Annotated in this window: 10 protein-coding genes and 2 pseudogenes; 1 reads left to right on the forward strand and 11 read right to left on the reverse strand. The window is 39.4% G+C overall.

Translation table 11 applies throughout. The features are described from left to right. Positions 1–319 precede the first annotated feature (319 nt). From MKX55_RS14285 to MKX55_RS14310, 6 genes and pseudogenes are all read right to left on the reverse strand, one after another. A pseudogene (locus MKX55_RS14285) lies at positions 320–1,320 on the reverse strand (IS1182 family transposase); the annotation flags it as partial. A gap of 152 nt (positions 1,321–1,472) precedes the next feature. Beyond that, entirely contained in the window at positions 1,473–1,781 is a 309-nt protein-coding gene (locus MKX55_RS14290; protein ID WP_339233311.1) for a DUF2606 family protein, read from the reverse strand. Between the two features lie 53 nt (positions 1,782–1,834). Next, positions 1,835–2,155 carry a hypothetical protein gene (locus tag MKX55_RS14295; protein WP_339233312.1) on the reverse strand — a complete coding sequence of 107 codons (321 nt, stop codon included), beginning with the start codon at positions 2,153–2,155 and terminating at the stop codon, positions 1,835–1,837. Between the two features lie 478 nt (positions 2,156–2,633). Beyond that, positions 2,634–2,807: a hypothetical protein gene (locus tag MKX55_RS14300; protein ID WP_339233314.1), complete on the reverse strand. Its 174-nt coding sequence runs from the start codon at positions 2,805–2,807 to the stop codon at positions 2,634–2,636. Between the two features lie 269 nt (positions 2,808–3,076). Next, positions 3,077–4,247, reverse strand: a pseudogene (locus MKX55_RS14305) (transposase); the annotation flags it as partial. A 124-nt stretch (positions 4,248–4,371) separates the two neighbouring features. Next, positions 4,372–5,577 carry a Bcr/CflA family efflux MFS transporter gene (locus MKX55_RS14310; RefSeq protein WP_339238537.1) on the reverse strand — a complete coding sequence of 402 codons (1,206 nt, stop codon included), beginning with the start codon at positions 5,575–5,577 and terminating at the stop codon, positions 4,372–4,374. Between the two features lie 230 nt (positions 5,578–5,807). Here MKX55_RS14310 and MKX55_RS14315 point away from each other — a divergent pair, with 230 nt between their 5' ends. Next, positions 5,808–6,602, forward strand: a complete 795-nt coding sequence (locus MKX55_RS14315; RefSeq protein WP_339233315.1) for a Cof-type HAD-IIB family hydrolase — start codon at positions 5,808–5,810, stop codon at positions 6,600–6,602. A gap of 71 nt (positions 6,603–6,673) precedes the next feature. Here MKX55_RS14315 and MKX55_RS14320 read toward each other — a convergent pair whose 3' ends face one another. The 5 genes from MKX55_RS14320 to grpE form a co-directional block, all read right to left on the reverse strand. Further along, positions 6,674–7,441 (reverse strand): 16S rRNA (uracil(1498)-N(3))-methyltransferase, encoded by a 768-nt coding sequence (locus MKX55_RS14320; protein WP_339178028.1) that lies wholly within the window; start codon positions 7,439–7,441, stop codon positions 6,674–6,676. 17 nt (positions 7,442–7,458) lie between these two features. Next, the gene (gene prmA, locus MKX55_RS14325; protein ID WP_339178031.1) at positions 7,459–8,400 is read right to left on the reverse strand and encodes a 50S ribosomal protein L11 methyltransferase; all 942 of its coding nucleotides are present in this window, start codon (positions 8,398–8,400) and stop codon (positions 7,459–7,461) included. A gap of 103 nt (positions 8,401–8,503) precedes the next feature. Then, positions 8,504–9,637, reverse strand: a complete 1,134-nt coding sequence (gene dnaJ / locus MKX55_RS14330) for a molecular chaperone DnaJ (protein ID WP_339233316.1) — start codon at positions 9,635–9,637, stop codon at positions 8,504–8,506. A 183-nt stretch (positions 9,638–9,820) separates the two neighbouring features. Beyond that, a complete protein-coding gene (gene dnaK / locus MKX55_RS14335; protein ID WP_339178034.1) occupies positions 9,821–11,662 on the reverse strand; it encodes a molecular chaperone DnaK in 1,842 nt (613 codons plus the stop codon). Positions 11,663–11,702: 40 nt separating this feature from the next. Continuing rightward, positions 11,703–12,263 (reverse strand): nucleotide exchange factor GrpE, encoded by a 561-nt coding sequence (gene grpE, locus MKX55_RS14340; RefSeq protein ID WP_339233318.1) that lies wholly within the window; start codon positions 12,261–12,263, stop codon positions 11,703–11,705. Positions 12,264–12,318 lie beyond the last annotated feature (55 nt).

Here is a 12,318-nt window from a genome sequence, read left to right on the forward strand (position 1 = left end):
GTCGTAAAAGGCTTATTTTTTCACTACCTTCTATAAATTTCGCTTTCAATCACAAAAAGAAACAAAGCCAAGAGTGATGAATTCGGAATAACCACCTTACTTGATAAATAACAGGGCACACCTTCAAGGAATCAATCTACTAATTTGTTAAATATTAGTTTACAATCAAAACCACCAGTTCACACTAGTGGTCAGCTTGTAGAGAAAATACCATACTTTCTCTACAAGCTTTTTTATATGGTTTTAAAAAAACAAGAGAAAAACAAGATATATCACGGAAATAAACTCCCATCTATCTACCCTTGCTTGGATAGGCAGATGGCAATTCTTCTCTATTCGGACAAGTATAACTATCTCGGTCTTCATCATAACGAAATTTCCACTTCGGAAATAATCCTTTCGTTGGGTGATAGCGACGGTGAGCGATGCCACCAAATATACTCCGATCAGCTAACCCCTTACAGATTGGATTCGTTAAATACCCCGAGTATAAAGCTACTGCTTCCACGATAAAATCAAACCGTTTGATCTGCCGGTCTTACCGTTCCAAATAAGGAACCGAATCATGTACATTTCTCGGAGTGACATAGGCGTCTGTAATAATATTATATTTCACATCTGTGGTTCGATGATCTAAGTAACAGAACATTTCTTGTTTGTGGTCTCGGGACATAAAACCACTTTCCGGATCTGTTTTACTTTTTCGAATGGTTTTGACTTGTTTCACTTCCTCTCTATCTTTTAGGGGCTTTTTCCCATTCTGTTTCCAATCCTCTTGAATGGCCTGGTTTAGTTCTTCTATGTAGCCTCGTGTTTCCACTTCGACTTCTTTCCGGCTAAATTTATGTTTATTGGCATTCGCTTTCAAATGAGTGGAATCCGTAAAAAGGACTCTTCCTCCAACCATACGGTGATTGATTGCCTGGAGAACAATTTCATCAAAAATTTCTTGAAAAATCTCCGTATCTTTAAAACGAGTTCGACGATTCCAGCTGATGGTAGAATGATGGGGAACTGGATCGGTCAGTTTTAAACCTAGAAACCAGCGGTAAGCATTATTTGTTTGAATTTCTTTTTCAAATTGGCGTTCCGAACAAATGCCAAAAAAATACCCAACAAACATCATTTTGAATAAAATAAGGGGATCTAGAGTAGGACGACCATTATCTTCACAATAATAAGGTTTTACTTTTCAATAATAAAAGAGGAATCAATGTATTTATCTATTTTTCGTAATAAATAGTCTTGGGGAACTAAGTCTTCTAAGCAAACAAATTCCATTTCGTTTTGCGTGCGTTTTCTCGTATGAAACAAGCTCATCACCGTCTTTGTTTGGTACTTCTATTATACCAAATAATTACGGCCTATTGGACATAAAAATAGACTGTCGAAGGTTTCTCAATAGCCTATTTTTACTGGGTTTTGTCCCAGCCTCTTTTCAAAAATCATAATAAAATACCGACTGTATTTTATTAATTCTCAAGGATAAACGTAAATTCATTATCTTTTTTATCCTCTGAAACAGTAAATTCTTCATATTGAGTTGTATAGTCACTTATAACAAGAGCAGCTTCATAAGTCTCTCCTTCTGCTAATTCCATTTCAGTCCTACCATTAACATCAGTAGGTTTTGGTTTTACACCTATATCTGGAGAAGGCTCGCTTGTTTGTACAATAGTTATAGTAAAATTTTCTACTGGTGACTGATCCTTATTTAAAATAATAAAAACTACTCGACTGTAAATTAGCCTCGTTTGAGGATTCTTCTTGTTGACAACCAAATAAGACTAGAAAAAAAAAAAAAAATAGTTAGACAGCTTAACAAACGAATCAATTACTCATTACTCCAATATTGAATATTATCAAATACATCTTGTGTTATACGTGTTCCTCTATTTAAAGGGGGATTAGTTCCACCTACTCCATAAGCATGGATGGCTATTGCAGTATGACCAGTATCTGAATAATTTCTGTGAACAGGTGATCCGCTTTGACAACCATATGTGTCTGCATCATATCCTAATTGTTTGTCAGTCACAGAAAGAATAGTTCCAGAATCTGTCCACATAGTACCATTTGGTTTGTCACAAGGATATCCAGTAACATTAAAAGTTAGCCCCGATGGATTTGATTCTGCATTTGTAGTACTATCCAAACCATCCAGTATCGTTTCCTGGAGCTCCTGCTAGTTTAATAGCTCCATAGTCATATTCTGAGTTTTTGATCTGCTCTCCACCCAGTAACTGTATACAACGTTTCAAATCCATAACTACCATATGGGACTGCATTTTCATTTCTGCCGGGTAAAGAGGTCACTTCTTCATCCCAGCCTCCTTTTCCATGGTCATAAACACAATGTCCCGCAGTTATAACAGTATCCTCATTTACTAAAAAACACGAACAACCAATTAAATTATTTGGCTCATTTGGGAATTGTATTACTAAACTTACAACAGCTCTATTAGGAAAAGCAGTAGTATTAGTTATACGAGTTCTTTGATCGGGACCTATAATACTATAATTATCGTAAGTTCCTTCAGTAACATCAGATAAATCATCCTCAATTAATGTATGCGAGGTATTGCCTGTCCCTTCAGACGGTAAGGATACATTATTTTCAGAATCCCTTTGTATTATAGGTGCGACATTTTGATTTTTTCTTCCGATTCTCCATCGTACGATATCGACTCATTCATCTTAATTTCTTCTTTAGCCAAACTATCACTTGATTCTGCTGCTAATACATTTCCCGTAAAGAACAGTAACAACAAAAACGTCAGAAAAAACAACATTCCTACTTTTTTCATTTTAATCATCCTTTACTTTTTTGTATGCGGCATAGCATCTACAAGACTAAGAAAAAAATATCACTCCTTTAATACAAATTACAAGGAAATTAATCCTTTCTTCCTTATATGTTATCATTCTTTATTTGGAAACGCTATCAGTAATGTTTAAATATAGAAAAAATCTCTAGAGATTCATCTTAAAAAAGGATTTTTTTGTTTTTAACTCAACTTTCGCACACTGAAATAGACATGTAACCCTTGATATAGTTAAGTAAACCTGCCACTCATTACTGTACTTGATTTTTGATTAATTTTTGTATTGCTTTATTGGTATGCTGGAGGACATCATCAAGAATCTCGATTAATTGCTGTAAAGCAACAGCCCAATCCAGTTCATCAATTTCATCACATAATTCATAAAATAGACCGCCGAGTGTTCGATCATCCGTGTTACAACGGTTTTGCCAAGAAAGCACGATATACCTTGTAAATACAATCGTGGTATGACTGATAAAGGAATCATAAGAACGGCTTTGGAACTCTTTTTGTAGGTTCAAAATCGATTTGGTTGTCTTGAAAAAGACTCCCCAGCGCATCCATAGATACGAATAATTTCTTGATTGCTAAAAGTACAATCTGTACTCAAAATAGCGAGCCAGTCGCTCTTTTATTACGATTACGCACAAATTCGACTTTGACAGGCACACCATTGGCTTATGTGGTGTGAATGGAACGAAGAATGCTTTTCTTGCCGAATGCCGATTTTGCCAGACGATAAACTTCTTATAAACTGACATGTTTGCCATCTACCAGATAACGTTGTTTTAAATTTTTAACCATACCAATCACATCAATACCCTGTTCTTTGATGTCTTTGATCAGAGGGTGGTAGAGTAAACCAGAAATCCATCAACACATAAGAGGGATCTATCCCGGCATTCATGGCACGCTGAAGCATACCCAGAATTTGTTCCGGTGCAGTTTGTAAGCCTTCCTGACGGCGTTTATATCCGGAACTGCGCTTATCGATATCTTTAGAAACACCGTTGACTTGATGCTTTTTCGATTTTAATAAAGAGAAGGCTGCAAGCATAAAAATTACGCCATCGGACCAACCCAAAGTCAACATGCAGAATCCTTTATAAAACCCCATCTTTTGAGAAGCATAATCAAAACACCGGGCTAATAATTCTACTTTTTTGCTTCCATTCCCGGTCATAAGAGGAATCATCGATGATAAATACTTTAGGACGATGATGGCATACTTTCGAGATGACAGAAGAAGCCAAGCAGGAAACGTCGCCAGTTAAAAGTAGACTTGTTTAAAAAGCGATAAACTGTATCTTTCGTCGGAAGATCTGCGAACTTCTTACTATCCAGCATACGAAAACAATTTTTATGTTCAAAGATAAGGCGAAAGATTAATTGAAAAATAAACGCACTGGGAAAGCCAAAAGTGCTTGAAAGCCAGTATTTATCTCTTTTTATTTCTCATATATTCCTTCTTGATTCCCTTATTATGAAGTAATATATCATTGACACAGTCAGTCCTTTAGTTCACATCAGATAGTTAAATCTTCAATTATCCCTTTACCTCATCCTTTTTAACAAGGGTAAAGAAAACAATAGAACCGATGAGCGTGGTGGTAAATATGATTGCCCCCATCGGAACTGCTGAAGACTCATTAATACCTGCAAGCGGGGAAAAAATAGAACCAAGCAGTAATGGCAGCATTCCTAAAACGGCGCTGGCACTTCCTGCACGATGATCCTGCTTGGACATTCCTAATGTAAAGGTGCTTGTCAATATCATTCCCATTGTAATCATATAAATAAATATGAATAAAACAATCAATGCTAAAGGTCCTTCGATAATGGTCATGATAAGCAATAAGGATGTTACCGTGAGTGCAATGACAACCGCTGCCTGAAGCATCGTTTTTTCTGGTATAATCCCGCTGAAGCGTCCGATGAGAAAGCTGCCTGTGATAATTGCCAGCCCATTGATGCCGAATAATACACTAAACACCTGCGGGGATACCCCATAGATATCCTGATAAACAAATGGCGTTCCAGATACATAAGCAAAGCTTCCCCCGTGGATAAAACCGACGACTAGGGCATAGCCGATAAAAGAACGGTCCTTCAGCAGACTGCCCATTGTTTTTAACGAAGCTCCTGCTGAGCTTGGAATACGCTTATGCGGCGGCAGGGTCTCTTTAAGCTTTATCGCTACAATGGTAACCGTAAGCAGTCCGACCACGCTTAAAAAGAAAAAGATACTTTTCCAGCTGGTCGAATCAAATGACAGAATAAAACCGCCTATCATCGGAGCGATCATGGGAGCAATCGCATTAATAACCATCAATAACGAAAAAAACTTCGTAAGTGCCTGTCCACTGAACACATCGCGTACAACTGCGCGGGAAAGAACGACCCCTGCAGAGGCAGTCAGTCCTTGTAAAAAACGCATGGCGATTAATAGGGTAATATTTGGAGCAAAAGCACATAGTATGGATGCTACCGCAAACAGACTCGTAGCAATCAATAACGGCTTTCTTCTGCCCTGTGCGTCACTGATGGGACCGGCAAATAATTGCCCGATTGCCAGGCCCAATAGACATGCTGTTAAACTCGCCTGTACGAGTGTAGCGCTTGTGTCTAAATCTCGTGCAATCTCAGGAAAACTAGGTAAATACATATCGATATTAAGCGGCCCTAAAAAAGCAAGCAGACCAAGCAGCAATGCTAATCCTAACCGGGCAGATCCCGTCGGATTATGCTCTATCGATTTTTCTCTTTCAAAATTCAATCCTTCTCACTCCTAACAGCGTCACGGCAAATGACTTTAAACAGTAAAATTTTATATTTTCCTGGTGCGCCTGTCAAATCTTTCAAACACAATAGTTGATTTATTAAATGAACGCAAAGCTGCAGAGTGTATCAAGTGAGTATGCCATGGTTTGATGATAAACTAGCAGTATATACAAGACTATCAAAAACAATGGGGGTTTACCAATGATAAAGGCAATTGCAGTGGATATGGACGGAACATTTTTAGACTCCAGCAGTAATTATGACCGCAAAAGATTTGACGGGATTTTTCAGCAGCTTCAAGAAAAAGAGATAAAATTTATTGTTGCAAGCGGAAATCAATACGCTCAATTAAAATCTTATTTTGCAGAAAAAGAAGACGATATCTATTTTGTTGCTGAAAATGGAGCGATTATCTATGACCCTCCAAAACTGGAGACGATTGATAACTTCCCGAATGAATTTGTTCAAAAAGCATTGGACTATTTACAGAGTTTTGAACAATTAGAGCTTATTTTATGCGGATTACAGAGTGCATATATTTTAAAAAGCACTGACAACGATTTCAAAAAATTTGCCAAGCATTATTATCATCAATTAGAAGAAGTAGAGCATTTTGATTCTTTGCCGGATGATACGTTTGTTAAATTCGCTTTAAATGTAGAAGTGAATCAAACCAGTCATATCGTTTCTCAATTAAATCAAGCCTTTCAAGGAGAAATGCAGGCGGTTTCCAGCGGCCATGGCAGTATCGATATGATTATTCCCGGAGTAAACAAAGGAAACGGATTAAACATATTGTTAGACAGATGGAATATCTCCCCGCATGAATTGCTCGCCTTTGGAGATGCCAACAATGACTTAGAGATGCTGGCTCTAACAGAACACAGCTATGCAATGGAAACCTGCAGCCCGGAAGTGCAAAAGACCGCTAAACACAGAGCTCCTTCCAATGATGAATCCGGCGTCCTGCAAATAATAGAAGCTTATCTGAATTAACATATCGCCGGCCTTAAAATTATGTATATATAAGAAAAAAGGTAAAACAACCGAAGAGGCTGGTTTACCTTTTAATTCTTATTCCTTAATTCTTCCATATGATAGGAAATACTGGCAAGCGCATATAACGCCGCAGTTTCGGTACGCAATATCCGCTTTCCAAGCCGAATTGGCTGGAATCCGGCGTCTTTCATAATAGCAGCTTCTTCCGCAGAAATACCGCCCTCTGGGCCAATTACCAGCAGAATGCGATCATGATCAGACAGGTTATCCAATACAGATGCAAAAGCAGAAGCATTTCCTGCCTCTCCCTTCGCCTCTTCTTCATATGCAAACAGCTTTACATGATAGGATTCACTTTCTTTTATCAATGTTTTTAACTGCATCACCTGTGACAGCTCAGGAATCTGGTTGCGATGACTCTGCTCGCTGGCTTCCTTTATAATTTTACCGAATCGTTTTGCTTTTTTATGAAACTTTTGCTCATCCCACTTAGCAACGGAACGATCCGCTGCAAAGGGAATAAATTTCGCTGCACCCAGCTCTGTTCCTTTTTGGAGTATCCATTCAAATTTATCGCCCTTAGGAATTCCTTGTGCAATACTTACTTCCACTGGCAATTCAACAGATTCATCCAACCAGCTTTCGATGACCGCCTGCACTTCCGATTCATGTATTTCTTCAATCTTACAAAGTGCTGATTTTCCGTCATCCGTATTGCAAATAATCTCATCGCCGGGCTTATTTCTCATCACCCTGGCTATATGGTGCACGTCTTCTCCAGTAATCTTGATTGTCTGATTTTCTACTTGTTCTTTCGAAATAAAATAGCGCTGCATCCTGCCATCACCTGCTTTTATTCCGGTTTCCTTGCAACAATGGAAACCCAATCTTCCAATTCGCTGACAGAAATAATCTCAAAACCAGCTTCTGTCAGACGGTCACGAACCAATTGTTTCTTCTTCTGAATAATTCCTGAAGTGATAAAATGACCACCAGGTCGAAGGTTTTTATAAGCATCTTCTACAAAACGGACAATAATTTCAGCAAGGATGTTGGAGACAATGACATCAGCCTGACTGTCCACCCCATCAAGTAAATTATTCTGTTTCGCTGTCACTTGATTTTGAAGGTGGTTTAGTTTCACGTTCAAATTGGTGCTTTTAACAGCTATATCGTCCAAATCAAAAGCCTGTACAGATTCAGCGCCTAGTTTAACTGAAGCAATGCTTAAGACGCCTGAACCACAGCCCACATCAATAATCTTATCATCAGGCTGCACATATGCTTCTAAACCTTGGATACTTAATATAGTTGTAGGATGGGTCCCTGTTCCAAAAGCCATCCCCGGATCCAGTTCAATAATTAATTCATCTGTAGAGACAGGCTGATAGTCCTCCCAAGTTGGAGTGATTGTAATCCGATTGGATATTTTAACCGGTTTATAGTACTTTTTCCAGGCACTCGCCCATTCTTCTTCATGAACCTCACTTAGGCTTACTTCGTTTTTCCCTAAATCAATATCATAAAGCAGTAATTGGTTGATTGCCTGTTTGATTTCTTCAACCGTTTCACCTAAAAAGCTGTTCATCGGCAGATACGCCTTGATACGGACACCCTCATCCGGATAATCTTCGGGATCAAGCTCCACAATTTCTCCAAAGCCTTCCCCTTCAAAATGCTTTAAATCTAATGGATCTTCAATAACTAACCCGCTCGCACCTGTTTCATGCAAAATATTTGAAATAGGCTCCACTGCTTCATTTGTCGTAAGAATTGTAATCTCTGACCATTTCATGTTGTACACCGCCGTTCTTTTGAAATATCTATGTAAATAGAGATGCCTCCAGCCTGCTTATCTGAAAATATCATCAAAACTACAAGCTGGAGGACTACTCTGATTAGTCTCCTTTGAACGCTTTACGAAAACGCTGGAAAATATTATCCTCTTGTTCATCGGTGGATTCATTTCCGCCTAATTCATTAAATTGACGCAGTAAATCTTTTTGTTTGTCTGACAGATTAGTCGGCGTCATTACTTTTACTTTAATATGCTGGTCGCCCTGGCCTCTGCCATGAACATTTGGCGCCCCTTTTCCTTTTAAGCGGAAAGTCTTCCCTGCCTGGGTGCCGGCAGGAATTCGTAGTTTAACCTTGCCATGGACAGTAGGCACTTCAATTTCATCACCTAATGCCGCTTGAGCAAAGGTAAGTGGCAGTTCACAGAAAATATGGTCGCCTTCGCGGACAAAGAAATCATGCTTACGAACACGAATAACAACAAATAAATCACCTGCCGGGCCGCCGTTTTTCCCGGGGTCTCCTTTGCCGGCTACACGGATTTGCTGCCCTTCATCGATACCGGCTGGAATATCAATATGAATTTTTTTCTTTCTATTAACTGTTCCAGCACCGCCGCAGGTCTCACATTTTTCAGGAATGATTTTTCCTGTACCATTACAGTAATGGCACACGCGGCGATTGACAACACGGCCAAATGGCGTATTTTGTTCTTGATTTAATTGGCCAGAGCCGTGACAATGGGAGCATGTGTCTACTTTTGTTCCCGGTTTGGCTCCCGAACCTTGACACGTATCACATTCTTCTTCCTTTGGAACTTCAATATCGGTTTCTTTTCCGAAAATCGCTTCTTCAAAATCAAGAATCAGCGTATATTGTAAATCGTCGCCCTGCTGTGGCGCATTCGGATCACGTGAACGTCCGCCGCCCCCGAAAAACATATCAAAAATATCGCTGAAACCACCGAAGTCTTGAGCTCCGCCACCGCCGCCAAAGCCTCCGAAGCCTTGACCCTGTGCGCCTGCATGCCCAAATTGATCATATTGTGCTTTTTTCTGATCGTCACTTAATACTTCATAAGCCTCTTTTGCTTCTTTAAATTTTTCTGCTGCGCCTTCTTCTTTATTTACATCCGGATGATATTTACGAGCCAGTTTCCGGTAGCTCTTCTTTATCTCATCTTTTGAGGCGCCTTTATCTACACCTAAGACATCATAATAATCTCGTTTTGCCAAATTATTCACTCCCGATACTCTGATTGCATAAGTTTAATCATATCATCATTCATTTGTCTATGGCAACAATGAATATCAGCTTCAAACCAATTTACCTGTAAGCACTATCTTGCTTCTATCCTGTCTGTAAAAAAGCCAAAGCCAAGAGAATCCTGACTTTGACTTTTATTCAGCAGCTATTCATTATTTATTTTCTTTATCGTCATCATCGACTTCTGTATAATCCGCATCAACAACGTCGTCGCCTTGCTGGCCTTCTGCATTTTCTGCTCCTTGCGCTTCTTGAGCTTCTTGTTGTACCTGCTCATATAGCTTAGCAGAAAGCTGCTGTACTTTTTCTTCCAAAGCGTCTTTTTTCGCTTTGATTTGTTCTTGATCATTAGTCTCTAAAGCTTCTTTCAATTCATCTCTTGCAGCTTCTGCCTGCTGTTTATCTTCATCAGAAACCTTATCACCTAAGTCTTTCAATGTCTTATCTGTTGTAAATACAAGCTGATCAGCCTGGTTGCGAAGCTCTACTTCTTCACGGCGCGCTTTATCTGCTTCTGCATTTTCTTCTGCTTCTTTTACCATTTTATCTACTTCATCATCAGATAAACCAGAAGAAGATTTGATCGTAATGGATTGTTCTTTATTTGTTCCTAAATCTTTCGCTCTTACATTAACAATACCGTTCGCATCGATATCGAAGGATACTTCGATTTGAGGCATTCCACGTGGTGCTGGCGGAATATCCGTTAATTGGAAACGGCCAAGCGTTTTGTTATCTGCCGCCATTTCACGCTCACCTTGAAGTACATGAATATCTACTGCAGTTTGGTTATCTGCTGCTGTAGAGAATGTTTGTGATGCACTTGTCGGAATGGTTGTATTACGTTCGATCAGTTTTGTAAACACAGCGCCCATTGTTTCAATACCTAAAGAAAGTGGAGTTACGTCAAGTAATAATACGTCTTTCACGTCTCCCTGAAGGACACCGCCTTGAATTGCTGCACCAAGTGCTACAACTTCATCCGGATTTACACCTTTAGAAGGATCTTGACCTAATTCTTTCTTGATTGCTTCCTGTACAGCTGGAATACGTGTAGAACCGCCGACTAAGATAACTTTATGAATATCCTTGCTGGACAAGCCTGCATCAGAAAGTGCACGGCGAGTCGGTTTCATTGTACGTTCTACTAAATCAGATGATAACTCATCGAATTTCGCACGTGATAAAGTCATTTCTAAGTGTAATGGACCAGCTTCCCCTGCTGTAATAAATGGCAGTGAAATTTGTGTCTGTGCCACACCGGATAAATCCTTCTTCGCTTTCTCAGCAGCATCTTTCAAGCGCTGTACAGCCATTTTATCTTTAGAAAGGTCAATGCCATTTTCTTTTCTGAACTCTTCTACCATATGCTTGATGATGACTTCATCAAAGTCATCTCCGCCAAGACGATTGTCTCCGGCTGTTGCAACAACTTCGAATGTGCCGTCGCCGATATCCAGGATAGATACGTCAAAGGTACCGCCGCCAAGGTCATATACAAGGATTGTTTGATCTTGATCTTCTTTATCAATACCATATGCAAGCGCTGCTGCAGTTGGTTCGTTAATAATACGTTCTACTTCAAGACCAGCAATTTTACCAGCATCTTTTGTTGCTTGGCGTTCTGCATCATTAAAGTAAGCAGGAACGGTAATTACTGCTTTATCTACACTTTCGCCGATATAATCTTCTGCATAGGATTTAATATGCTGCAGAATAATCGCTGAAATTTCTTGTGGTGTATAATCTTTTTCGCCAATGGTTACTTTATAGTCTGTACCAATATGACGTTTGATAGATTGCACCGTATCCGGGTTGGTAATTGCTTGACGTTTTGCAACCTCGCCGACTTGTCTTTCTCCATTTTTAAAGGATACAACAGATGGGGTTGTACGGTTTCCTTCCGGGTTAGGGATAACGACTGCTTCGCCGCCCTCCATCACTGATACACATGAGTTGGTTGTTCCTAAGTCGATTCCGATAATTTTACTCATTCTTCATTTCCTCCTTCAATACTTCTGCGACACTTTTTTATTATTTATTCACTTTTACCATTGCAGGGCGGATAACCCGATCTTTTAAGAGATAGCCTTTTTGCAGTTCTTCCACCACTTTATTTGCTTCCACAGAGTCATCTTCAATCTGCATTACTGCATGGTGTACATTCGGGTCAAAGTCTGCACCCTCTGTTTCAATAACAGAAACACCCTGTGACGTAAATACATCCTTTAATTGACGATATACCATATCAATTCCTTCAAGGATGCTCTTATTTTCTTCAGATACTTCTACTTGCAGCGCGCGTTCGAAATTATCCATCACAGGAAGCAATTCCTGAACCATATCCTGTGCTTTGTATTTACGATCTGCTTCACGCTCTTTTAATGTGCGTCTTTTATAATTATCAAACTCTGCCTGCAAACGAAGCATGCGGCCTTCCAGTTCTTCTTTTTCATTTTTCAGTGCTTCTATTTGAGCTTCTGACGCATCATTTTCCTCTGCAGTTTCTGCATCTGTACCTGCTTCTTCAGCAGTCTCTTCTACAATTTCCTGTTCTTCTTGCAGTGCTTCTTCTTTTTTTTCATTCTCTGACATCTACTCAGGCACCTCTTTTCTAATTTCCAATTAAAAACTATACCATAGAAGATAT

This window comes from Oceanobacillus sp. FSL W7-1281, assembly GCF_037969835.1.
Lineage (GTDB): Bacteria > Bacillota > Bacilli > Bacillales > Amphibacillaceae > Oceanobacillus > Oceanobacillus oncorhynchi.

Coding starts and splice junctions, on each gene's coding strand:
- MKX55_RS14300 (WP_339233314.1), bottom strand. CDS start 2,807: ATGAAAAAAGTAGGAATGTTGTTTTTTCTGACGTTTTTGTTGTTACTG.
- MKX55_RS14315 (WP_339233315.1), top strand. CDS start 5,808: ATGATAAAGGCAATTGCAGTGGATATGGACGGAACATTTTTAGACTCC.
- MKX55_RS14320 (WP_339178028.1), bottom strand. CDS start 7,441: ATGCAGCGCTATTTTATTTCGAAAGAACAAGTAGAAAATCAGACAATC.
- prmA (WP_339178031.1), bottom strand. CDS start 8,400: ATGAAATGGTCAGAGATTACAATTCTTACGACAAATGAAGCAGTGGAG.
- dnaK (WP_339178034.1), bottom strand. CDS start 11,662: ATGAGTAAAATTATCGGAATCGACTTAGGAACAACCAACTCATGTGTA.
- grpE (WP_339233318.1), bottom strand. CDS start 12,263: ATGTCAGAGAATGAAAAAAAAGAAGAAGCACTGCAAGAAGAACAGGAA.